General features: G+C 64.9%; 20 protein-coding genes. 9 read left to right on the forward strand and 11 right to left on the reverse strand.

Annotated features, from left to right (window positions below):
* Positions 1 to 35 precede the first annotated feature (35 nt).
* Together A9971_RS09530 and A9971_RS09535 are read left to right on the forward strand one after the other, a co-directional pair.
* Entirely contained in the window at positions 36 to 566 is a 531-nt protein-coding gene (locus A9971_RS09530; protein ID WP_011059746.1) for a DUF4142 domain-containing protein, read from the forward strand.
* Positions 567 to 608: 42 nt separating this feature from the next.
* Positions 609 to 1,517 (forward strand): SDR family oxidoreductase, encoded by a 909-nt coding sequence (locus A9971_RS09535; protein ID WP_183000527.1) that lies wholly within the window; start codon positions 609 to 611, stop codon positions 1,515 to 1,517.
* A gap of 38 nt (positions 1,518 to 1,555) precedes the next feature.
* Here the strand turns inward: A9971_RS09535 and A9971_RS09540 are convergent, their stop codons facing one another.
* A complete protein-coding gene (locus tag A9971_RS09540) occupies positions 1,556 to 1,966 on the reverse strand; it encodes a low affinity iron permease family protein (protein ID WP_015634485.1) in 411 nt (136 codons plus the stop codon).
* Positions 1,967 to 2,218: 252 nt separating this feature from the next.
* On the opposite strand from A9971_RS09540, the gene A9971_RS09545 reads away from it, so the two are divergent.
* Positions 2,219 to 3,304, forward strand: coding sequence for a type I restriction endonuclease (locus tag A9971_RS09545; protein WP_015634486.1), 1,086 nt, complete (start codon positions 2,219 to 2,221; stop codon positions 3,302 to 3,304).
* Between the two features lie 206 nt (positions 3,305 to 3,510).
* The gene (locus tag A9971_RS09550) at positions 3,511 to 4,284 is read left to right on the forward strand and encodes a GNAT family N-acetyltransferase (RefSeq protein WP_019096079.1); all 774 of its coding nucleotides are present in this window, start codon (positions 3,511 to 3,513) and stop codon (positions 4,282 to 4,284) included.
* 7 nt (positions 4,285 to 4,291) lie between these two features.
* On the opposite strand, the gene A9971_RS09555 is transcribed toward A9971_RS09550, so the two are convergent.
* From A9971_RS09555 to A9971_RS09575, 5 genes are read right to left on the reverse strand one after another with little or no spacing between them, the layout of a single operon-like run.
* Entirely contained in the window at positions 4,292 to 5,068 is a 777-nt protein-coding gene (locus A9971_RS09555) for an AraC family transcriptional regulator (RefSeq protein ID WP_011059750.1), read from the reverse strand.
* Positions 5,069 to 5,127: 59 nt separating this feature from the next.
* Positions 5,128 to 6,417, reverse strand: a complete 1,290-nt coding sequence (locus A9971_RS09560) for an FAD/NAD(P)-binding oxidoreductase (RefSeq protein ID WP_183000528.1) — start codon at positions 6,415 to 6,417, stop codon at positions 5,128 to 5,130.
* On the reverse strand, positions 6,414 to 6,647 hold the full coding sequence (locus A9971_RS09565; protein WP_183000529.1) for a 2Fe-2S iron-sulfur cluster-binding protein: 234 nt from the start codon (positions 6,645 to 6,647) through the stop codon (positions 6,414 to 6,416). Before A9971_RS09565 ends, A9971_RS09560 begins: the two co-directional genes overlap by 4 nt.
* Entirely contained in the window at positions 6,644 to 7,765 is a 1,122-nt protein-coding gene (locus A9971_RS09570; protein ID WP_183000530.1) for an FAD-binding oxidoreductase, read from the reverse strand. Before A9971_RS09570 ends, A9971_RS09565 begins: the two co-directional genes overlap by 4 nt.
* The gene (locus A9971_RS09575; RefSeq protein ID WP_047335913.1) at positions 7,762 to 8,694 is read right to left on the reverse strand and encodes a 4-hydroxyproline epimerase; all 933 of its coding nucleotides are present in this window, start codon (positions 8,692 to 8,694) and stop codon (positions 7,762 to 7,764) included. Before A9971_RS09575 ends, A9971_RS09570 begins: the two co-directional genes overlap by 4 nt.
* A 276-nt stretch (positions 8,695 to 8,970) precedes the next feature.
* Between A9971_RS09575 and A9971_RS09580 the strand changes: the two genes are divergently transcribed.
* The 4 genes from A9971_RS09580 to A9971_RS09595 all read left to right on the forward strand — a co-directional run bounded on the left by A9971_RS09580 (position 8,971) and on the right by A9971_RS09595 (position 14,355).
* The gene (locus A9971_RS09580; protein WP_183000531.1) at positions 8,971 to 9,891 is read left to right on the forward strand and encodes a dihydrodipicolinate synthase family protein; all 921 of its coding nucleotides are present in this window, start codon (positions 8,971 to 8,973) and stop codon (positions 9,889 to 9,891) included.
* A 159-nt stretch (positions 9,892 to 10,050) separates the two neighbouring features.
* Complete coding sequence (locus A9971_RS09585) at positions 10,051 to 11,622, forward strand: APC family permease (RefSeq protein WP_053156751.1); 1,572 nt, start codon at positions 10,051 to 10,053, stop codon at positions 11,620 to 11,622.
* Positions 11,623 to 11,654: 32 nt separating this feature from the next.
* Positions 11,655 to 13,229 (forward strand): aldehyde dehydrogenase (NADP(+)), encoded by a 1,575-nt coding sequence (locus A9971_RS09590; protein ID WP_053149527.1) that lies wholly within the window; start codon positions 11,655 to 11,657, stop codon positions 13,227 to 13,229.
* A 115-nt stretch (positions 13,230 to 13,344) separates the two neighbouring features.
* The gene (locus A9971_RS09595; RefSeq protein WP_065364411.1) at positions 13,345 to 14,355 is read left to right on the forward strand and encodes an Ldh family oxidoreductase; all 1,011 of its coding nucleotides are present in this window, start codon (positions 13,345 to 13,347) and stop codon (positions 14,353 to 14,355) included.
* Between the two features lie 57 nt (positions 14,356 to 14,412).
* Here the strand turns inward: A9971_RS09595 and A9971_RS09600 are convergent, their stop codons facing one another.
* A complete protein-coding gene (locus tag A9971_RS09600; protein ID WP_011059759.1) occupies positions 14,413 to 16,569 on the reverse strand; it encodes a TonB-dependent siderophore receptor in 2,157 nt (718 codons plus the stop codon).
* A gap of 231 nt (positions 16,570 to 16,800) precedes the next feature.
* Between A9971_RS09600 and A9971_RS09605 the strand changes: the two genes are divergently transcribed.
* Positions 16,801 to 17,337, forward strand: coding sequence for a GNAT family N-acetyltransferase (locus A9971_RS09605; protein ID WP_015634497.1), 537 nt, complete (start codon positions 16,801 to 16,803; stop codon positions 17,335 to 17,337).
* Between the two features lie 58 nt (positions 17,338 to 17,395).
* Here the strand turns inward: A9971_RS09605 and A9971_RS09610 are convergent, their stop codons facing one another.
* The 4 genes from A9971_RS09610 to A9971_RS09625 all read right to left on the reverse strand — a co-directional run bounded on the left by A9971_RS09610 (position 17,396) and on the right by A9971_RS09625 (position 21,506).
* Entirely contained in the window at positions 17,396 to 17,770 is a 375-nt protein-coding gene (locus A9971_RS09610) for a hypothetical protein (RefSeq protein WP_015634498.1), read from the reverse strand.
* Positions 17,771 to 17,988: 218 nt separating this feature from the next.
* Positions 17,989 to 18,276, reverse strand: a complete 288-nt coding sequence (locus A9971_RS09615) for a hypothetical protein (protein WP_015634499.1) — start codon at positions 18,274 to 18,276, stop codon at positions 17,989 to 17,991.
* 476 nt (positions 18,277 to 18,752) lie between these two features.
* Positions 18,753 to 19,940: a DUF1501 domain-containing protein gene (locus tag A9971_RS09620; protein WP_015634500.1), complete on the reverse strand. Its 1,188-nt coding sequence runs from the start codon at positions 19,938 to 19,940 to the stop codon at positions 18,753 to 18,755.
* A 27-nt stretch (positions 19,941 to 19,967) separates the two neighbouring features.
* Positions 19,968 to 21,506, reverse strand: a complete 1,539-nt coding sequence (locus tag A9971_RS09625; RefSeq protein ID WP_183000532.1) for a DUF1800 domain-containing protein — start codon at positions 21,504 to 21,506, stop codon at positions 19,968 to 19,970.
* Positions 21,507 to 21,799: the final 293 nt, after the last annotated feature.

The following is a 21,799-nucleotide window of genomic DNA, read 5'->3' on the forward strand; positions in this document are numbered from 1 at the left end:
TCCGGCAGATCAATTTGCAAGCGGAGAGCCACCTCATGAACCCCATGGCCACAGTCATGCGCGGTGCCGGACTGGCACTGCTCCTGGGCCTTGGCGCCACCAGCGCCCTGGCCCAGTCCCCCGCGGATTTCATCGACGACGCCTCGGCCAAGGGCATGGCCGATATCGAAGCCAGCCGCCTGGCCCACCAGCAGACCTCATCCAAGGCGGTCAAGGAATACACCATCCAGGTGATCAACGACCGCACCACCGCCAACCAGCACCTGGCCAAGATCGCCAAGCAGCTGGACTTGCCGGTCGCCCCCCGGGAACAGGTGATGGACCAGGCCAAGCGCCTGATGCCCCGCGTACCTGAAGCCGAGGGCGAGGACTTCGATCGCGCCTACGCCGCCAGCCAGGTCAAGGCCACCGAAGAAGCCATCGAGCAGATCCAGCAGCAGGCGCAGACCAGCGAGGTGCCGGAGCTCAAGGCATTTGCCGAAGAGACCCTGCCCAAGCTGGAAAACCACCTGCAGATGGCCAAGGCCCTGCAGGCCGGGCGCCGGTCCGACCGGCTGGACGGTTGAGCCCGCCGTTGCCCCATCCTTGCCCTTTAGTTGGAGAGCACCATGTCGACTCAACCCGTATCCAATCAGTACGCGATGCAGGATCCCCTGACCCAGTACCCCCAGCCGGAATTTCCCGACCAGCCGCAAACGGCGCCGGGCATCGACCAGGACATGATTCCCCGTCCCGACCACGGCGAGCAAAGCTATCACGGTTTTGGCCGGTTGCTGGGGCGCAAGGCCCTGATCACCGGCGGCGATTCGGGTATCGGCCGCGCGGCGGCCATTGCCTATGCCCGTGAAGGCGCGGACGTTGCCATCAACTACCTGCCCGAGGAGGAGCGTGACGCCCGCCAGGTGATAGAGCTGATCAAGGCCGCCGGGCGCAAGGCCGTTGCGCTTCCCGGCGATATCAGCGACGAACGTTTCTGCCGCGACCTGGTGCGCCGGGCCCATGAGCAACTGGGTGGGCTGGACATCCTGGTCAACGTGGCCGGCAAGCAGGTGGCGCAGGAGGACATCGCCGACATCAGCACCGCTCAGTTCGACGCCACCTTGAAGACCAACGTGTATGCCTTGTTCTGGATCTGTCAGGCGGCCTTGCCGCTGATGCCGGCTGGCGCCACGGTGATCAACACCGCGTCGATCCAGTCCTACCAGCCTTCGGCCAGCCTCCTGGATTACGCCACCACCAAGGCAGCGATCGTGGCTTTCACCAAGGCCCTGGCCAAACAGGTGATCGGGCGGGGGATCCGGGTCAACGCCGTGGCGCCGGGGCCGATCTGGACCGTACTGCAACCCAGTGGTGGCCAGCCTCGGGAAAAGATCCCGCAGTTCGGCCTGCAAACCCCCATGAAGCGTCCGGGACAGCCGGCCGAATGCGCTCCCCTGTACGTGCTATTGGCGTCGCAGGAATCGAGCTACATCACCGGCGAAGTGTTCGGGGTCACCGGCGGCAACCCTCTGCCCTAGGATGATCGGCGCAGGGGCCTGCCTTCGCCGAGCCGATCTCAGCACTGATTGAGATCGGTCTTGTCCTGCTGGCTGGAGGTGCTGACGGACAGCTCGGAATCGCCGCCCTGGCCGATCTCGCGGTATTCGCGGCGCATCTGCTCCAGCTGCTTGAGGTCCAGCCCGTCCAGGTTGAGCATGGCGTTGTGGGCCGCCTTGGTGGCCCGCAGCAGCTCGTCGATCTTCAAGTGCAGAATGTCGTTGTCGCGGTTCTGGGTGTTCTGGATCAGGAACACCATGAGGAAGGTGATGATGGTGGTGGAGGTATTGATGATCAACTGCCAGGTGTCGTTGAAGTGAAACACCGGCCCGCTGAGCCCCCAGATCAGAATCAGCAACAGCGCGCCGAGAAAGGTTTTCGGGCTGCCGGCCCACATCGACAGCGTTTGCGAAATCTTCGAGAACTTCATGACCGTGTTCCTTATGGGGGAGGTGTCTGAAGCTGTGACAGCAGGGCTCTGGTGAAAGTGCTTTTTTCGTTAATTCACCGAGGTATGAGGGCTCCCGATGGGAGCTGTTTTATCTTTTACCCAGCTGCCTGGCAGTAACCTGTGTTTGAGTTGACGGGGATGTCTGTCTTTGTACCGGTTTGTGGCTAGTATCAATGGCGTTCAAAGTGCCATCACGCTAATACACGGATCGGAAACTGTCAGAGGTCTCTCATGGAATTTCTTGAAAAACTCACCAGTCTTGCTGCCAAGGTACGTCTACAAGGCGCGGCCATTCAAACCGAAGAGGCGACGAAAAACGCGTTCGTCATGCCTTTCATCAGTACGGTCCTGGGTTATGACGTTTTCGATCCCATGGAGGTGACGCCAGAGTTCGTCTGCGATGTCGGGACCAAGAAGGGCGAGAAGATTGATTACGCGATCATCAAGGATGGCGAGGTGCAGATGCTTATCGAGTGCAAGAAAATCGGTGAGCCGTTACACATCAATCATGCATCCCAGTTGTTTCGTTACTTTCACGTGACCAGCGCACGTATATCCATCCTCACTAATGGTCAGGTCTATAAGTTTTTCACGGACCTGGATGCGCCGAACAAGATGGATGAAAAGCCTTTCCTTGAGCTTGATCTGCTGGACATTGATGAGTACTCGGTGCCGGAGCTGATCAAGCTGACCAAGTCGGCGTTTGATGTCGAGTCGATTCTCAGCGCAGCGGGCGAATTGAAGTATGTCAGTCAGATCAAGAAGGTCGTCGCTTCACAAGTCAGCAAGCCGGACGATGACTTTGTGAAGGTCTTTGCATCGCGAGTCTATGAAGGCGTGATCACGCAAAAAGTACGCGATCAGTTTTACGAACTGACGCGCAAAGCCATCGGTCAGTTCCTCAATGATCAGATCAATGACCGTTTGAAGTCCGCAATGAGCGGGGCTAATCAGGTTCTCATTCCCCAGCATTCGGCCCCCCTCAACGATGAAGCGGGAGTCGATGAGGAGGAGCGCACAGATGAGAAGATCTTCACGACCCTGGAGGAGCTTGAGGGATATCACATCGTACGAGCGGTGGTGCGCTCGGTGGTTGATGCCAAGCGTATTGTGCAACGCGACACTCAGAGCTATTTCGGCATCCTGCTTGACGATAACAATCGCAAGCCGATTTGCCGTTTGCACTTCAATAGATCACAGAAGTACATCGGTATTTTCGACCAGGACAAGGTTGAGACTCGCCATCCCATCAACTCTGTCGACGAGATTTACGAGTATTCGGAACATCTAAAGAAGACGGTGGGTTTTTATGACTAGGTGACCGGGCTCGCAGTGAAACTGGCGAAGGCGGCAGGAGGGGCGCTTCCTGACCGCTGGAGCAGAGCAATTGGCTGCCCGCTTACACCTCACAACACTCCTTCGCACAATAAAACAGGATTGTGCTGGAGCTGTCGGGGCGCTGGGCTTAACGTGGCCCGGGCCAGGTGCCCCATGGGGCGCCACGACGCTCAAGGAGGCAGCTTATGTCGGCCAGTACCGGTGCTTCGGTCATCGACCTGTATCACCAGGCGCAAGACTATTTCTTCGTTTCCATCTCCCAGTTCTATCGACGTTTCGGCAGTGGCCTGAGTGCCTATTGCACCGGGGTCGAAGCCAGCAGCCTGAACCTGTTGATGATGAATGTCTGCGCTGTCGACGAGCCGGGGGCGTTGGCCGAAGGCGTGGCGTTCCTGCAGCGCACGGGCATGCCGTTCTGTGTGGTGGTGCCCGAGGCGCTGGTGCCCCGGGTCAGCGGGCAATTGCACCAGCAGCATCTGCTGGCGGCGGACAAGACCACCTGCATGGTGCTCGATCTGACGCGCCATGAGCCCCGGCAAGCGCTTGCGGCGCAGGCCCAGGTGCGCTGTAGCGACCTGCGCCTGGAGGATTGGGCGCAGCCCGTGCAGAGTGCATTCGAGTCCGGCGAGGGGGGGATCGAGCAGTACCTGGCCCGGCATCGGGCGGCGCTGTCGGCGGGCCGGGCCCTGAGCCATTTCACCCTGTATGTCGAGGAGCGCCCGGTGAGTGCCCTGACCCTCTCGCTGCTGCCGGGGCTGGCGCGCCTGGATGACATCGGCACCGTGCAGGATTGCCAGGGCCAGGGCTATGCCACGGCGCTGATTCAAGCGGTGCTGGCGTTCGCCCGGGCCAGGGGCGCCAGGACCTGCGTGCTGGAAGCCTCCCTCGATGGCCTGTCGATCTACCGCAAGGCCGGCTTCGAACCGCTGTTCGACTACCGCACCTTCTGCCAGGAATGAGCCCGCCCTAGCGGGCAGCGTTCTGCCGGAACTGGCGCGGGCTGAGCCCGGTCAGGGCCTTGAACTGGCGGCTGAAGGCGCTGTGGTCGGTGTAGCCGCATTGCAGCGCCACCTCGGTGATGGGTTCTTCGGTGAGCAGCAACTGCGAAGCGTGTTCCAGGCGGACCTTGTGGATCATCTGCCGTGGCGTGAGGTGGAAGATGCGCTTGCAGTAGCGCTCCAGCTGGGCAGTGGACAGGCTGGCGATGCGGGTCAGGTCGTCCAGGCGGATGGCCTCGCTGTAGTGCTCGCGGATATGCCGGTCCACCGCTGCCAGGCGTTCATAGGCCGGATGGGTGTCATGGGCGGCCTGCAGGTCCAGGGAGATCCCGGCCATGCCGATGATCTGCCCGTCACGCCCGTACAGCGGCAGTTTGTGGGTCAGGCACCAGCCGGGCTCGCGGCTGCCATACAGATGCAGTTCCAGCTGGCCCTTGATGGTGATGCCCTGGCGCAGCACGCGCTGGTCCTGCTCGGTGTAGACCGGGCCGAGCACCGCCGGGAAGACTTCGGCGGAGGTCTTGCCCAGCAGGGGCCGCACATTCTTGAAACCGCAGCGCTGGGCCAGGGTCAGGTTGGCCACTCGGTAGCGGGCCTGCAGGTCCTTGATGAAGAACACCGCGCTGGGGATGCAGTCCAGCAGCGGGGTGATCGGCGCCATGTTGGCCAGCAGGCCATTGAGGTCCCGGGGTGCATGGGCGGCGATGGCCCGGGGCAAGTGGTGCAGCTGTGCGCCATCGATCATCGTCTGCCTCTCTCTATGGGGGCTTGGGGGATGGATCTGGGTCGATAAAGCCAAGGGGTTCAGGGGCCGCCGGTTGCATTGTCGGCGCCGGGGCGTGCCTGCTGGCTGTCGAGCAGCAGCGTGGCGATCCGCGCCGGCACCAGGGGTGCCCGTGGCGGGGTGGGCGCCCAGCCGAACAGGCGGTGGGCCGCGCTGGCACAGACCCGGTCCTGGCAGGCGCCCATGCCGCAGCGGCTCTGCAGCTTGGCCTGGGCCCAGTCGGGGGCTGCGGCCACGGCGGCGTAGGGCACATCCTCGCACCGGCACAGCAGAGTATCAGCTCGGGCCAGTTGCAGGACCTGCGGCTGCAGCTCGAAATGCCGCAGCAGGCGCTCGGCAAAATGCTGCCAGTGACGGCGCTGCTGGATCAGTTCGGCGGCCCGGTCTGCCTGCCCGCTGGCCACACAGCCGGCGATCCGGCCTTCGATCAGCGCCAGTTCGCTGCCACCGATGCCCGTGCACTCGCCGGCGGCCAGGACCTGGGGCAGGCTGCTGCGCTGTTGCTGATCGACCGCGATGGCGCCCTGTTCCAGGCGGCAGCCCAGGTGGTTGGCCAGGCGCACATTGGGCACCAGGCCGAAGCCGCAGGCCAGGTAGTCGCAGGGGATTTCCAGGGTGCGCCGGCCCTGGCGGATGCGCACGGCCTGCAGGTGCTGCTCGCCCAGCGCCTCGACCACGTGGGCGTTGCAGCGATAGCTCGGGGTGGCCAGGCTCAGGGCCTGGGCCAGCTTGTTCGGCCAGCGCCACAACTGGGCGGCAAAACCCAGCAGAGAGGCCGCCGGGGCCTGTTCCAGCACCCGCACCACCCGGCCGCCGGCGCGGCGCGCGGTGGCGGCGCTGGCCAGCAGCAAGGGACCGCTGCCGGCGATCACCAGGGTCTTTCCTGCCACCGCCAGGCCGTTCTTGAGCAGCGCTTGCAGGCCGCCGGCCCCGGTCACCCCGGGCAGGGTCCAGCCGGGGAAGGGCAGCAGCAGTTCCTGGGCGCCACAGCACAGGATCAGTTGTTCGAATTCCACGTGCCAGGCCTGCCGGGCATCTTCGAGCAACAGGCTGTGGGTGCCCAGGGTCGAGATGATGCGGGTGGCGCTGAGGTAACGCACCGCCGGGTGCTGCAGTACCTTGAAGTGCTCGGCCTGGGCGGCGCTGGGCGGATGCTGGGGGCCGTGGCGCCAGATCTGGCCGCCGGGGCGCGGGTTGTCATCGACGATCAGGATCGAGCTGGCGCTGCGGCTGGCGGCCTGGGCGGCGGCCAGCCCCGCCGGGCCGCTGCCGACGATGAGGATCTGGCACTGCAGGTGGCGGGCGGTCATTGGCTGCGCTCCACCTGCATGCCGTCCCGGCACAGGGTCTGGCAGGCCAGCTGGCGGCGGCCATCGATGGTCATCCGGCATTCCTGGCAGATGCCCATGCCGCAGAACATGGTCCGCGGCTGGCCACCGCAGGAGGTGCGGGTGCGCGGGTCGGCACTGCCGGCCACGGCGGCGGCCACGCTGAGGCCGTCGGCCACCTGCAGGGCCTGCTGGTCCAGGTAGATGATCATGGCAAGTCTCCAGTCAGGGCGGCGAAGCGCCCGGGCAGATAGGGGCGCGGGTCGAGCGCCGGGCATTCGCCCAGCATCAGGTCCACCAGCAGTCGCGCGCTGCCGGGAGCGGTGGTGACTCCCAGGCCTTCGTGCCCGACCGCCAGCCACAGGCCCGGTTGCCGCGGGTGTTCGCCGAGGATTGGCAGGCCATCCGGCGTGGCGGCGCGAAAGCCGGTCCAGGCGCGGATGCCGTTGAGCTCGGCGAGCGCCGGCAGGTAGTCCACGGCGCGCCGCAGCATGGGCGCCAGTACGCTGGGTTCGATGGCCGGATCGAGGGTGTCGAACTGTCGGGACGAGCCGATCAGCAACTGGCCGGTGGGCCGCGGCTGGACATTGAACGCCACCGAGGTGCCGTGGCTGGCGTGGGCGCTGGCGGCGTAACCCAGCTCCACCAGTTGGTGGCCGACCTGTTGCGGGTAGCGGTCGCTGATCAGCAGATGGCCCTTCTTCGGGCGCAGGGGCAGGGCCGGCAACAGTTCCCGGGCAGCGAAGCCGTTGGCCAGCAGCACCCGTTGTGCCCTCAACACGCGACCGTCGGCGAGCTCCACCTGGTCCCCGGCGACGCTGCGCACCCGGGCTGCCTGGCGCCTGATCAGCGAAGCGTTGCCGAGCAGCCAGTGGGCAGTGGCCGGGGCGGAGAGAATCGCGTCGCCGGGGATCTTCAGCGCACCGGCCAGGCCTTTGCGCAACATCGGTTCCAGGCTCGCCAGCCGGGTGCTGTCCAGCAGCTCGCCGCTGATGCCGTGGTCGGCCAGGGCCTGCTGCTTGGTTCGCGCCAGGTCCCTCTCGTGGTGGTCGGCGGCCAACCACAAGGTGCCGCAGTTCCGGTAGGCGCAGGCCTCGGGCAGGCGTTCGCGCAGCTGCCGCCAGAGGCCGAGGGAGTAGTGACTCAAGGCCAGTTCCGCCGGGTTGTCGTCCATCACCACCAGATGGCCCATGCCGGCCCCGGTGGCACCGCCACGACCATCGTCGAGCACCTGCACTCGCAGGCCGCGCCGGGCCAGCTCATGGGCGCAGGCGGCACCGATGATGCCAGCGCCCACCACTATCACCTCGGCCTCGGCCACCGGCGTCACGAGCCGATGCCCCAGGCGAACGGATCGCTGTCGTCCAGCAGCAGAGTGGCTTCGGCGCTGATGTGGGCACTGCCGCGAAGGATCGGAATCAGTTGCTCGCCGACCTTCTCATAGTGGGCGCTGAACTGGCTGCCGATGACACTGGCCTGGCGCCAGGCCTGGCCCGGGGCGAGCTTGCCGTCCGCCGCCAGGCACGCCAGCTTGGCGCTGGTGCCAGTGCCGCAGGGCGAACGGTCGTAGGCCTTGCCGGGGCAGAGCACGAAGTTGCGGCTGTCGGCTTGCGGGTCGTCGGCGAACAGTTCGATGTGGTCGATGACCCCGCCCTCGGCGCCGGTGATGCCGGCGGCTTCGAGGGCCTGGCGCACGTCCCAGGTGTAGTGGGTCAGGGCTTCGACATTGTCCAGGGCAATGCGCTGGCCGTGGTCGCTGATCAGGAAGAACCAGTTGCCGCCCCAGGCGATGTCGCCGTGCACCTTGCCGTGGCCGGGCAGTTGCAGCATCACCTGGGTGCGGTAGCGGTAGGCGGGGACGTTGCGCACGCTCACCGACAGGTCCTCGTGCAGGGTGGCCTCGACGGTGCCCACCGGGGTTTCGATACGGTGCACGCCCTGGTCGATGCGCCCCAGGTGATACAGCGAGCGCACCAGGCCAATGGTGCCGTGGCCGCACATGCCCAGGTAGCCGCTGTTGTTGAAGAAGATCACTCCGGCACAGGCGTCGCTGGCCTGCGGCTGGCACAGCAGGGCCCCCACCAGCACGTCGCTGCCCCTGGGTTCGAGGACGCAGGCCCGGCGCCACTGGTCGTGCTCGCGCTCCAGGATCTGCAAGCGTTCGGCCATGGAGCCGCGGCCCAGGTCGGGAAAGCCGTCGATGACCAGGCGGGTGGGTTCACCCCCGGTGTGGGAGTCGATCACGGTTATTTTTTTCATGAGGGCACCTGAGGGCAAAGAGCTACAGAGTGGCCTTGGCAGGGGCGCTGCCGCTTGTGGGTTTTCGCTGTCGTGGATGACGAAATCGGCACAGTCCGTTCGGCTGTAGAGGCGGTGTGCGAGGAACGCGCCGGTGAGCCGCGAGCGCCGGGCAAGTGTGCCGATTTCGTCTCCTTCGGGGGTGAAAAGTCTCAAGCTGCGACGGGGATAAAAGGCGACTCTGGATTTCGTATCCAACGCCTGTCGGCCCGGCCGACCTCATACAAGGACAAGACCATGAGCCGTAAAGCCATCCAGTGGAGCGGTGTGTTCCCCGCAGTGACCACCCAGTTCAACGCCGATTTTTCCCTGAACCTGCAAGCCACCCACAAGGTCATGCACAGCCTGGTGGACGATGGCGTCTCGGGGCTGGTGGTGTGCGGCACCGTGGGGGAGAACACCTCGTTGACCACCGCGGAAAAACTCGCGGTGATCGAAGTGGCCAAGGACGCCGCCGGCGGCCGGGTGCCGGTGATTGCCGGGGTGGCCGAATTCACCACCGAGTTTGCCCGCAACACCGTGCGCGAGGCCGCCAGGGCCGGGGCCGACGGGGTGATGGTGATGCCCGCCCTGGTGTACTCGGCCAAGCCCCATGAGACCGCCGCGCATTTTCGCGCCGTGGCCACCGGCACCGACCTGCCGGTGATGGTCTACAACAACCCGCCCATCTACAAGAACGACGTCACCCCCGACGTACTGATCGCCCTGCAGGACTGCGAGAACATCGTCTGCTTCAAGGATTCCTCCGGCGATACCCGGCGCTTCATCGACCTGCGCAATGCCGTCGGCGACCGCTTCGTGCTGTTCGCCGGGCTCGATGACGTGGTGGTGGAAAGCGTTGCGGTGGGCGCCGAGGGCTGGGTCTCCGGGATGTCCGTGGCCTTCCCCAAGGAGGGCGAGACGCTGTTCCGCCTGGCCAAGGAAAAGCGCTTCGAGGAAGCCCTGGCCCTGTACCGCTGGTTCATGCCGCTGCTGCACCTGGATGCCCGTCCGGACCTGGTGCAGTGCATCAAGCTCTGCGAGGAACTGGTAGGGCGTGGTTCGTCCATTACCCGGCCGCCGCGCTTGCCACTGCAAGGCGAGACCCTGGCCGAGGTCAAGGCGATTGTCGCCAAGGCCCTGGCCACGCGCCCGAGCCTGCCCAACGTCGGCTTGTAAGGCGTTCACGGGCGCCCAGGGTGAAGGGCGCCCGCTTCCAAATAACAGCTCCGGGCAGCCACAAGGCACAGCCCGGGTGCAGTGCTGCAAGCGTCGGACGGCCCCGCCGACGTGACATTCCATCTGCCCATTCCAATAATCCAAAACAGGCGCAGCCCCATGTCAGGCAAAGGCAAATTCAAGAAACAACTCTCTCTGGTGGACCTGACCTTTATCGGTCTGGGTGCGATTTTCGGTTCCGGCTGGCTGTTCGCTGCCAGCCACGTTTCGGCGATTGCCGGGCCGGCGGGGATCTTTTCATGGCTGCTGGGCGGCTTTGCCGTACTGCTGCTGGGCATCGTCTACTGCGAGCTGGGGGCAGCCCTGCCCCGGGCCGGCGGGGTAGTGCGCTATCCGGTGTTTTCCCACGGGCCGCTGCTGGGCTACCTGATGGGGTTCATCACCCTGATCGCCTTTTCCAGCCTGGTGGCGATTGAAGTGGTGGCGGCCCGGCAGTACGCCGCGGCCTGGTTCCCGGCGCTGACCCACGAGGGCTCGAGCAACCCGACGATCATCGGCTGGCTGGTGCAGTTCGCCCTGTTGTGCCTGTTCTTCTGGCTCAACTACTACAGCGTCAAGACCTTCGCCAAATCCAACAACTTCATCAGCCTGTTCAAGTTCATCGTGCCGCTGCTGGTGATCGGGGTGCTGTTCACCTTCTTCAAGCCCGATAACTTCCATGTCCAGGGCTTTGCGCCGTTCGGTCTCTCGGGGATCGAGATGGCGGTCTCGGCGGGGGGCATCATCTTTGCCTACCTGGGGCTGACCCCGATCATTTCCGTGGCCAGCGAAGTGCGCAATCCGCAGCGCACCATTCCCATTGCCCTGATCCTTTCGGTGCTGCTCTCGACCCTGATCTACGGCCTGCTGCAACTGGCCTTCCTGGGCAGCATTCCCACGGAAATGCTGGCCAACGGCTGGAGCGGCATCAGCAAGGAGTTCTCTCTGCCGTACCGCGATATCGCCCTGACGCTCGGGGTCGGCTGGCTGGCCTACCTGGTGGTGGCCGACGCGGTGATCTCCCCCAGCGGCTGCGGCAACATCTACATGAACGCCACGCCGCGGGTGGTCTACGGCTGGGCCCGTACCGGGACCTTTTTCAAGATCTTCACCCGCATCGACGAAGAGTCCGGCATTCCGCGTCCGGCGCTGTGGCTGACCTTCGGCCTGTCGGTGTTCTGGACCTTGCCGTTCCCTTCCTGGGAAGCCCTGATCAATGTGGTCTCGGCAGCCCTGGTACTGAGCTATGCAGTGGCGCCCATCAGTGTCGCGGCCTTGCGCAAGAGCGCGCCGGAGTTGGCGCGGCCGTTCCGCGTGCGTGGTTTTTCCCTGCTGGGGCCGGTGTCCTTCGTGATCGCGGCGCTGATCGTCTACTGGTCGGGCTGGGGCACGGTGTCCTGGCTGCTGGGGCTGCAGATCCTGATGTTCGTGATCTACCTGTTGTGCAAGCGCCTGGTGCCCACCGATCACTTGAGCCTTGGCGAACAGGTGCGTTCGTCCCTGTGGCTGATCGCGTTCTATGCCCTGACCATCGTCATTTCCTACCTGGGCAGCTTCGGCGGCATCGGCGCCCTGGCTCACCCCTTCGACACCCTGACCGTCACCCTCATGGCCCTGTGTATCTACTACTGGGGCGCCAACACCGGCGTGCCCGGCGCCAAGCTGGTGCTGGACGGCGATGAGGTGGAATGAGGGTGCCCACTTTCAAGCAGACGAGGCAAACCATGACTGTTACTGGACAGATGCTGATCGGCCAGCAAGCCGGCTTAGGCACCCACGGGCATATCCATGGGCTGAACGCGGCCACCGGCGAGGTGCTGCAACCGGCTTTTGGCGGGGCCGCACCGGCCGACCTGGAGCGTGCCTGTGCCCTGGCCCAGGCGGCGTTCGAGCCTTATCGGCTGTTGCCGCTGGAGCGGCGGGCGGCGTTTCTGGAGAGTATCGCCAGCCAGATTCTTGAGCTGGGGGATGAACTGATCGAGCGTTGCCTGCTGGAAACCGGCCTGCCCCGTGCCCGCCTGGAAGGCGAGCGCGGGCGCACCGTTGGCCAGTTGCGGCTGTTTGCCGCGGTGGTGCGCAAGGGCGGGTTTCTCGGGGTGCGGATCGACCCGGCGCAGCCCGGGCGCCAGCCTTTGCCCAGGGTCGACCTGCGCTTGCGGCAGATGGGTCTGGGGCCGGTGGCGGTGTTCGGTGCGTCGAACTTTCCTTTGGCCTTTTCCGTGGCCGGCGGCGATACCGCATCGGCCCTGGCGGCGGGCTGCCCGGTGATCGTCAAGGCGCACTCGGCCCACCCCGGCACCTCGGAGCTGGTGGCCCAGGCCATCGCCCGGGCGGCACGGCAGCAGGGAATGCCCGAAGGGGTGTTTTCACTGTTGTTCGACAGTGGCCGGGATATCGGCCAGGGGCTGGTGGCGGACTCGCGGATCAAGGCCGTGGGTTTCACCGGCTCGCGCAGTGGCGGGATGGCCCTGATGCAGATCGCCGCAGCGCGCGCCGAGCCGATCCCGGTGTATGCGGAGATGAGTTCGATCAATCCGGTGCTGCTGTTGCCCCATGCCCTTGAGGAGCGCGGCGAGCAGATCGCCCCGGCGTTTGTCGCCTCGCTGACCCAGGGCGCCGGGCAGTTCTGCACCAACCCGGGGTTGATCCTGGCCGTCGATGGGCCGGCGTTGCAGCGTTTTGAGCGGGCCGCCGCCGAGGCCCTCGGCCACGTGGCGGCGCAGACCATGCTCACGCCGGGCATTTACCGCAGCTACTGCCAAGGCGTGGCCAGCCTCGCGGCGCATGCCCGGGTGCAGCTCCTGGCCCAGGGCCCGGAAGGGCAGGGCCAGCAGGCGCGCGGGGCATTGTTCGCCACCTCGGCCGCGGCGTTCATGGCGTGCCCCGAGTTGCGCGGGGAGATCTTTGGCCCGGCCTCGCTGATTGTCCGCTGCGCCGACTTGACTGTCCTTCAACAGGTACTGCGCAGCCTGGAGGGCCAGCTGACCATTGCCATTCACCTGGTCGAGGGCGATCAGCCGCAGGTGCGGGCGCTGCTGCCGCTGCTGGAGAGCAAGGCCGGGCGCCTGCTGGCCAACGGTTTCGGCACCGGTGTCGAAGTGGCCCATGCCATGGTCCATGGCGGGCCGTTCCCGGCCACTTCCGACAGCCGCAGCACTTCCGTGGGCAGCCTGGCGATCCAGCGCTTCCTGCGCCCGGTGTCCTACCAGGACCTGCCCGAGTCGCTGTTGCCGGCTGAACTGCACAGCGCCAATCCATTGCAGGTGCCGCAGCTGCTCGACGGCCAGGGCCCGGGCTGACCCGAGGCGCGCCTGCTCTCCTCGGGAGTGCCGGCGCGCCTGCTCATCCTTCTTGCCTTACCTATCCGCAAACTCTCCCACAGGAGCGTTCCCCACCTGCCATAGAGGTTCCTGCATGTCTGAATACATCACCCTGTCACTGGATGAAGTCTGTGCCCTGTCCTATCAGGTCCTCACTCGCCACGGCCTGTCCGACGCCCATGCCCGGGCGATCGCCGAAGTCATCACCCAGGGCCAGCGTGACGAGTGCCACTCCCATGGGGTGTATCGTCTGCTGGGCTGCGTACGTTCGGTGCGCGAGGGCCGGATAGACCCCCGGGCCGAACCCAGCCTGCGGCATGTTTCTCCCGGGGTGCTGGAGGTGGATGCCCATTACGGCTACTCCCTGCTGGGTTTTCATACCGGTTTGCCGATCCTTGCGGAAAAGGCCCGCAGCCAGGGGATCGCCGCCATGGTGATCAAGCGCTGCTTCCACTTTTCCGCGCTGTGGCCGGAGGTCGAGGCGATTGCCGACTACGGCCTGGTGGGGATGGCGATGAACCCCAGTCATAGCTGGGTGGCCCCGGCGGGCGGGCGTCATCCGGTGTTCGGCACCAACCCCCTGGCCTTTGCCTGGCCGCGCCCGGGGGGCCAGCCTTTTGTCTTTGACTTCGCCACCAGTGCCATTGCCCGGGGGGATATCGAACTGCATGCGCGCCAGGGCAAGCCGATTCCCGAGCACTGGGCCATCGACGCCGATGGCCAGCCCACCACTGATGCCAAGGCGGCGTTGCAGGGCGCCATGCAGACGTTCGGCGGGCACAAGGGTTCGGCCCTGGCGGCGATGATCGAGTTGCTGGCCGGTGCCCTGATCGGCGACCTGACCAGTGCCGAGTCCATGGCCTTCGATGGAGGCGTGGGGGCTACGCCCTGCCATGGGGAACTGGTGCTGGCGTTCGATCCCAGGGTGTTTTTGGGGGAGGGCTATGCGCAGGGGCTGGAACGGGCGGAAGGGTTGTTCGCGGCGATTGCCCGACAGGGCGCACGGCTGCCGTCACAGCGGCGTTTTGCGGCCCGGGCCCGCAGCCTGGAGCACGGAGTGCAGATTCCCCGAGGGCTGCTGGAGGATATTCGCGGGTTGCTCTGAGGCCTGTTCACCGGCAGACGGCTCCTGCGGATGAGTGCAGGAGCCGGCTTTACGGCATCAGAAGCGTACGTTGGCCGCCAGCTCGGCGGAGCGCCCCGGCGCGACGGTGGCGAACATCCCCACGTGGGAGGCGTCGTAGTAAGTCTCGTCGGTGAGGTTGAGCACGTTGAGTTGCAGGTCCAGGTTCTTGTTCACCCGGTAGGCGAGCATGGCGTCGTAGCGCCAGTAGGAATCGAGGCTGCGGGTGTTTTCATCGTTGGTATAGCGCTTGTCCACATAGTTGGCGCCGCCGCCGACCTTCCAGCGGTCGGTGAGGGCGTAGGTGGTCCAGACCGAGCCGCTGTTGGGGGCGATGAACTTGGCCTGGTTGCCATCGAAGTTGGTGTTTTTTCCGGACGCATACTTGACCGTCTTGGCATCCAGGTAGGTGTAGCCCGCCATCACTTCCCACTGCTCGGTGAGATGGCCGGTGGCTCCCACTTCAAACCCCTTCACCTCGACGTCGCCGTCCAGCGTGACCTCGTTGCTGATCGGGTCGTAGGTCCGGGCGTTGGTCTTCTCGGTCTTGAACAGGGCCGCGGTCAGGGACAGGCGTTCGTTCAGCAGGTCCCACTTGGTGCCCAGCTCGATGCTGCGGCTCTTTTCCGGATCCAGGTTGCTCAACCGCCCGCCCGCGGCGCCGTCGGCCCCCCCGGATTGCCCGGCGGTTTCCCCCGATGGGTTGAACGAAGTGCCGTAGGACAGGTAGATGCTGCCGTACGGCAGGGGCTTGAAGACGATGCCGCTCTGGTAGGTCCAGAGGTTGCTGCGGTTGCTCTGCACACCATCTCGCACGTGGTAGTTGTCGAAGCGCGCCCCCAGGTTCAGGTCCCATTGTTCATGCAGGGCCAGGGTGTCCATCACGTACAGGGCGCGGTTGTTGTGCTTGGTGACGCGATGCTGGCCATCGCCGCGTGGCACCGGGGTGAAGGGATCCTTGGGGTTAGGGTGGTTCAGGTCACCGAGGTCGGCGCTGCCCGCGCTGCCATAGCGGTTTTTCTCGTCGATCCGTTCCCGGGAGAATTCCAGGCCGGCGCTGTAGCTGTGGCCGATGGAGCCAGTGTCGAACTTGCCGAAAATATCGGTCTGGTTGATCAGCGAGGTATTGACCACGTTACGTGGGCGAGCGGTGCGTTGTGCGAGGTTGTTGCGCTCCTGGGCCGGTGTCGCAATCGGCCGGCTCATGATGTAGTCCTGCATGCTGCGCCCCTGGCGTGTGGTGTTGCGCAGGGTCAGGTGGTCATTGAAGTCGTGTTCCAGTTGCAGGGTGAACAGGTCGGCCGAGGTCTTGCGGAAGTCGCGTTTGCTGAAGCCGTAGAAATTGTCCCGGTCGACCTTGACCGGCTTGCCGCTGATGGCCGATACCGGAACACCCTGGTCGGGAATGTCGTCGCTCTGCATGTGGTAGTAGCTGAGGGTGCCGCGGGTATCGGTGTTCAGGCCGAAGGAAAAGCTCGGCGCCAGGCCCCAGCGGGTGACTTCCACATCGTCGCGCCCGGGGGTATCGGCTTCATGCTTCATGGCGTTCAGGCGCAGCGCCATGTTCTGTTCGGGCAAGTACTGGTTGAGGTCGACGGTGGTGCGGCGCAGTTGATCGGTGCCCAGGGTCAGGCTGCCGGCGGCGAAGGTTTCCTGCTGCGGCACTTTGCTGACCAGGTTGATGGTGCCGCCGGTGGAACCGCGCCCCGCGTAGGCCGAGCCCGGGCCCTTGACGATCTCGATCTGCTCGACGTTGAAGGCTTCGTGGGTCATGCGCCCGACATCGCGAATGCCGTCGATCATGATGTCGGTGCTGGCTTCGAAACCACGGATGAAGGGCCGGTCGCCCAGCGGCGTGCCGCCTTCGCCCGCGCCGAAGGTGATTCCCGGCGTGGTGCGCAGGGCATCGGCCAGGGTCGACACCGCACGCTCCTGCATCAGGGATTCGGTGATGATGGTCACCGACTTCGGGGTTTCGCGCAGCGGTGCGGTGAACTTCACCGAATCCGATGTTTCGCGCTTGTATCCCGGCTTGTGTTCGCCCTTGACGTGGGTGGTGCCGAGGGTGACGGATGCCGGGTCGGATGGGCGTTCGGTGGATTGCTCGGTGGCGCCGAGGCTGGCTTCGCTAAGGGCCATCAAACCGAGGGATGTGGACCACAACTTCCATGGGTGTGGGCGGGCAGGACTGGACATTTCAGATAAAGCCTCCGTTTTATTTGGAAGCGATTCTCATATGCGAATTTATGTCATTCAATCAGAACTATCTGAACAATCATGTCGAAAAGTGTATGCGTCGTTGTATGCGCGATAGCCGGCCCCTCCTCAGGACCGCTACCAAGGGGCCGTGGCCTGTTGCTGAACCGGAGGGTTCTTTTTTTTCCGGCGTTGCGGTTTCATGAGCGCCCCCTTTCAGGAAGCTCACGGATGAACCTGCATTTCGAAACCGCCCGCCTGTTGCTGCGCCCCCGTACCCTTGAGCACTTCCAGGCGTGCCTGGGTATGGATCAGGATCCCGAAGTCACGCGCTTCATCCCCGGGACCTGGGATGGCGGGCAGTGGCACAGGGACTTTTTACAGGGGCGCATGACCCAGGATTTCGGCCCGCGCTGCGGGTATTGGGCGATCTTCGCCAAGGACGCGCCGGATGAGTTGCTGGGCTGGGTTTCCTTCATTCCCTTCGATGCTGTGGGGCCCGAGCTGGAAATGGGCTGGCGCCTGGTGCGGCGGGCCTGGGGGCGGGGTTTTGCCAGCGAGGCCGCGCGGCGGATCGTCGAGCATGCGTTTGCCGACCCGGCGGTGCAGCGCATAGTCGCCGATGCCCATGTCGACAACGAGGCGTCGTTGGCGGTGGCGCGCAAGGTCGGTTTTCGCTTCACCCACAATGCCGATTTCGAAGGCTTGCCCTGCCGCTTCTTTGCAATGACCCGTGAGGATTTTTGCCAGCAACGGTCGGCTGGCTGAGGCGGGGGGGCAAGCGTGGGGCGCCGTTGGCGGCGCCCCGTATGGTCCATGCCTGCCGTCAGAGGTGGCGGCTGACCCACCACAGCACCAGGAAGGCAATGACGGCCACCAGGGCCGCGAACTGGAACAGATTGATCAGCCACTTCAGGCCCAGGGGGAATTTCCTGTAGTCCTTCACGTTCAGGCCGCCGTTGCGCAGGAACAGGTGGGGCATGGCGAACAGTGCGCCGATGCACAGCAGCATGAAGAAACGGCTAAGGGGGTCCTTGCCCAGGAGCGGCATGCGGATGGCAATGACCCGGCAGCGCGACAGGTGCTTGACCATGTCATCAAGCCTGAAATAGCCCAGGTAGACCTGGATCGCCAGGGACACCAGCCCGGCCATGACCACCAGGACCCAACCCGCGGTATAGATATCTTTTGCGTTACACATATCTCTTCAGTGACCTCCTCAAGGTGGCGACCACGCGCTCAGCGTATTGCTCCTCCAGTGAGCCCTGGCACGCAGGGCAGCCGGCCACCATAGCACTTTGGGAGCCGTGTCGGGCGCAGGTGCTCCGGTACCCAGGGGCCAATGAGCACCGCATCAGGGCTGTTTAGCGCGGTCGTAGCCCTGGTCGGAGGCTGGGAGAGAGGGGGGGCAGGGCGGCCCTAGAGCTTGGCGCAACGCTCCACATCGGCCTGGGTGGTGACCTGGGTGTCGATGCCCAGGCGGTATTTGCAATAGTCGATGATCATCTGGCGCTGTTCATCGGTGAGCTTTTCCACGCGCCGGTAGTCGCCGTCATTGGCGTGGATGTTGAAGAATTCCAGGCGCAGGGTCGGGGATGTCTTGATAAACCAGCGGGTATGGGTTTCAGCCTCTTCAAGCTCGGTGTAGTAACCGAGGTTGAGCACCATCAGCAGGATGAGGGAGAGCAGCAACAGCAGTGTTTTCAAGGCACGGCTCCTTCCGTGGGGGGGCGCCAGGGGCGCGGGCTGCGAATGCTTCAGGTTTTTCCCCGGCTTGGCAAGCGCTCGGGCAGGAGGGGGGACAGCATCGATGGCGGGATTGGCTTCAGGTTCAGCAAGCAGACAGTTGCGCACTGGTAAAAATATCGGCACGCCTGGCAGGAGCCGGGCGGTGACAGGGGGCAAATGGTTTCAAGCGGATTCACGGCAGGTTGCCAAGAGTCTGCCGGGGCGAATGGCCCGGTGCATCCGTTTGCGAACCGCAGAGCGATCGTGGGCTCTGTACGAAAACTACCTGCGCTTCGATCAGACTGCGTTAAAAACAGGCTCGGAATGCTCATTTAGGTTCCTAAACTCCGCTTCCTCGCCTGTTTTTGCCTTGCCTGATCTTTGCTCGGCGAGTTTTCGTACAGACCCTGGGATCGCTCTTTTTTTGCCAGCACCCGGGCGTTTCAGCAACGGCATCAGACCAGGCCCAGGGTCGCGGGCCGGGAACCGGGGAACACCGCCTGTACCTGAGCGCTGGAAAGCCCCCAGGTAGCGCCCAGTAGGCCGCCGAGCAGATCCCGGTAGTTGTTGAGCACCGGGTAGTCGCGGTTCTGCAGCAGGCTTTGCGCGTTCACCGTCACTTGCTCGCCGGCCAGGCGCCCGCCGCGAATGCTGCCGCCCAACACCCAGTACACCGTGCCATGGCCGTGGTCGGTGCCCCGGGCGCCGTTCTCGCGAAAGGTCCGGCCGAATTCGGAGACCACGACCACCAGGCTGTCCTTCCAGTGCTCGCCCATGGCCTCGGCATAGGCCGCCAGCCCTTGCCCGAGGTTGGCCAGGTTGCTGGCCAGTTGGCCCTGGGTGCTGCCCTGGTTGACGTGGGTATCCCAGCCGCCGACATCGACGAAGCCCAGGCGATACTGCTCGCGCATCAGGCCGGCCATGCGCCGGGTCTGGGCGGCGAAGCTCTGTGCATTGGCGGCCCCGCGATTGGCTGCGAGCATCTCTTGCTGCAGCTCCCGGGAGACCTTCTGGCGCAGGGCCAGTCCATCGCTGGCCGCGGCGGCATAGGGCGTGTGCTGGTACATGGAGGCCAGAATCGCTGCCTGGCGCTCATCGAAGGGCGTCTTGCCGGCGCTGCGCAAGGACAGGTTGGGAATCTCCTGGCCGCCCTGGAAGCTCAGGGGCAGGGCGTCGGTAAAGGCGATAGGCGCGCTGTCGGGCACCTGCCGCGCCAAGCGTGCGAGGAACCCCGAGTCGTAGCGCCGGTGCTGCTGGCTCGGCTGGCCGGCCTCGATAGTGTCCTGGGTCTGGAAGTGGCTGCGGGACAGGTCGTCGGTGCCGGCAAAGGGCACGAAGGCGAGTTCATGGCGCTGCCACAGCGGGTACAGCGAATCGCGCAGCACCGGGTTCAGGCCCCAGTGGCTGTCCAGGGCGATGGCGCTCTGTGGGTTGTGCCCATCGGGCCGGGCAATCGCCAGGGTCGGGCGCGACTCGTAGTAGAAGTCGCTGCTGTAGGGCACCAGCAGGTTGTTGCAGTCATAGCCGCCGCGCAGGAACACCAGCAGGGTGCGCGGCGCCGAGGCCGGTGCGGCGAACAGCCGGGCACAAAACGTCAGGCTGGGCAGGGCGGCGGCTGCGATCAACAATTGGCGACGATTCATGACGGCTCCTGGTCAGGTGGGGCGCTCTCAGCGATTGTTGAAATCCGGCGAGGACAGCAGGAAGGTGTTCCATTCCTGGGGGGAAACGGCCTGCTCCAGGGCGTTGCGGGTGGTGCTGGAGAGGTAGGGGGCGATTGCCTGGTAATACATCGGCGTGGTGATCATGGGAAACCCCGGCCCCGGGACCTGGCTGCCCTCGGCGGTGAACAGCCGGTTGTTGCCCGAGCCCATGGCCCGGGCGATTTCAAAGCGCCTGGCCATCTGCCCGGAACTCGACCAGCCACTGGCTACCAGCGGCCAGCCGTCGGGAGTGATGCGCCCGAACAGCGGCTGGCCCATCTGATTCAGCCAGTTGAGCAGTGGTCGCGGGTTGGCCAGGGGCTTGCCGTCATAGGTCAGGCGCAGCGCCGAGACCACGAACTGTTGCGGGTCCTTGAATTTCCTGCCGGCCGCGTGCAGCAGCTCCGGCGATTGCATCAGGGTGGCCATGACCTGGGCGATGTCGCCATCGCTGTCACTGAAGCTCTTGGCCATGCGCGCCACCAGCGCCGGCGGCGGCTCGTCCGCGACGAAGTACTGGGCCAGCTTGCGCGAGATGAACCGCGCGCAGGCCGGTTGCCGGGTGATGAGGTCCACGGCCTGGGTGATCTCGTCATACCCGCTGCCCTTGATGGTATGGCCCAGCAGGTGCTTGTCGCTGAAGTCGTGACGTTTGGGGTTGAACTGGAACAGGCCCTGTTGCACCACCAGGGGCTGCAGGTTGCGGGGAAAGCGCTGCTCGCGACCGTCCAGGGGCGCCAGCCCGGCTCCGGTGAGGATCAGCGCCAGCTGTTGCACGTCTTCCTGGCTGTAGCCGGCGTCGACGCCCAGGCTGTGCAGTTCCATCAGTTCACGGGCGTAGTTCTCGTTGACCTTGCCCCTGGCGTTGCTGCTGTTGTCCAGGTATTCGAGCATGGCCGGGCTTTGCAGGGTGGCCAGCAGCAGGTCCTTGAACTTGCCCAGGGCGTGGGGGCGGAGGGTGTTTTCAAGGTAATCTGCGGTCAGCAGCCGCACCCTGCCCTTGCCCTGGAACACGCTGAAATGGTTGAGCCAGAACAGCACCAGTTGTTCCTTGAGCTGGTTGGGGCCGTAGACAGCTTGCAACAGCACACTGGACTGGGTCTGTTCAGCCAGTTGGGCGGCGTACTGGCGCAGGTCTTTTTGCGCCTGGTTGCGCGCTTCGCCCTCGGGCATTGCCTTGATCTGTTCTTGGCGCTGCCGGAACTCCTCCAGCAGGGAGCGGGGCGAATCGTTCAGGGCCGGATAACTGCGCAGCAGGGTGTCGATGGCCGGTGGCAACGGATCGTGCAGGCGATCGTCCAGTTGCGCCCTCAGCAGCTCATTGCGCCCCAGGGTGCGCAGGCGCTGGAGTTGCGCCGCGTCCAGGTCGAAGCCGTCACGCCGCAGCCAGGCGATGTCGGCGGCACTGGGCGCTTGAGGTTGTGCGGCGTGGGCCAGGATTGGTAGCAGCACAGCCAGGGCAGTCGACAGGTACAGGCAGCGGGGCAACGGGGAAAGCCTTGGCATGGGCGGTTGGTCCGAAGTGAGAGGTCGCGGCCGATGGGGATTTTCGCCGTCCGTCGCCAGGTTCAGGGCAGGGCGTGAAGCCTGTCCCGGCTCCCTGGGCAGCACAGCGGTATAGCGTCGCAGGCTACCAGAGGGTTGTACCGGCTTTCAGTTGGCAATGCTCTAGGACAAGTGTTTCAACGCAGGGTTGGGGGGCTTGCCGTCGACCGTTCGTCCGACGGATGGAATTGGCAAGCACTAGTCACTGCGTCATGCTGTCGATGGATGTCGTAGTGCCACTACTTCAAGGCCCG

The sequence above is a fragment of the Pseudomonas sp. UME65 genome (assembly GCF_014170225.1).
Lineage (GTDB): Bacteria > Pseudomonadota > Gammaproteobacteria > Pseudomonadales > Pseudomonadaceae > Aquipseudomonas > Aquipseudomonas protegens.

Coding starts and splice junctions, on each gene's coding strand:
- A9971_RS09530 (WP_011059746.1), top strand. CDS start 36: ATGAACCCCATGGCCACAGTCATGCGCGGTGCCGGACTGGCACTGCTC.
- A9971_RS09535 (WP_183000527.1), top strand. CDS start 609: ATGTCGACTCAACCCGTATCCAATCAGTACGCGATGCAGGATCCCCTG.
- A9971_RS09540 (WP_015634485.1), bottom strand. CDS start 1,966: ATGAAGTTCTCGAAGATTTCGCAAACGCTGTCGATGTGGGCCGGCAGC.
- A9971_RS09545 (WP_015634486.1), top strand. CDS start 2,219: ATGGAATTTCTTGAAAAACTCACCAGTCTTGCTGCCAAGGTACGTCTA.
- A9971_RS09550 (WP_019096079.1), top strand. CDS start 3,511: ATGTCGGCCAGTACCGGTGCTTCGGTCATCGACCTGTATCACCAGGCG.
- A9971_RS09555 (WP_011059750.1), bottom strand. CDS start 5,068: ATGATCGATGGCGCACAGCTGCACCACTTGCCCCGGGCCATCGCCGCC.
- A9971_RS09560 (WP_183000528.1), bottom strand. CDS start 6,417: ATGACCGCCCGCCACCTGCAGTGCCAGATCCTCATCGTCGGCAGCGGC.
- A9971_RS09565 (WP_183000529.1), bottom strand. CDS start 6,647: ATGATCATCTACCTGGACCAGCAGGCCCTGCAGGTGGCCGACGGCCTC.
- A9971_RS09575 (WP_047335913.1), bottom strand. CDS start 8,694: ATGAAAAAAATAACCGTGATCGACTCCCACACCGGGGGTGAACCCACC.
- A9971_RS09580 (WP_183000531.1), top strand. CDS start 8,971: ATGAGCCGTAAAGCCATCCAGTGGAGCGGTGTGTTCCCCGCAGTGACC.
- A9971_RS09585 (WP_053156751.1), top strand. CDS start 10,051: ATGTCAGGCAAAGGCAAATTCAAGAAACAACTCTCTCTGGTGGACCTG.
- A9971_RS09590 (WP_053149527.1), top strand. CDS start 11,655: ATGACTGTTACTGGACAGATGCTGATCGGCCAGCAAGCCGGCTTAGGC.
- A9971_RS09595 (WP_065364411.1), top strand. CDS start 13,345: ATGTCTGAATACATCACCCTGTCACTGGATGAAGTCTGTGCCCTGTCC.
- A9971_RS09600 (WP_011059759.1), bottom strand. CDS start 16,569: ATGTCCAGTCCTGCCCGCCCACACCCATGGAAGTTGTGGTCCACATCC.
- A9971_RS09605 (WP_015634497.1), top strand. CDS start 16,801: ATGAACCTGCATTTCGAAACCGCCCGCCTGTTGCTGCGCCCCCGTACC.
- A9971_RS09610 (WP_015634498.1), bottom strand. CDS start 17,770: ATGTGTAACGCAAAAGATATCTATACCGCGGGTTGGGTCCTGGTGGTC.
- A9971_RS09620 (WP_015634500.1), bottom strand. CDS start 19,940: ATGAATCGTCGCCAATTGTTGATCGCAGCCGCCGCCCTGCCCAGCCTG.
- A9971_RS09625 (WP_183000532.1), bottom strand. CDS start 21,506: ATGCCAAGGCTTTCCCCGTTGCCCCGCTGCCTGTACCTGTCGACTGCC.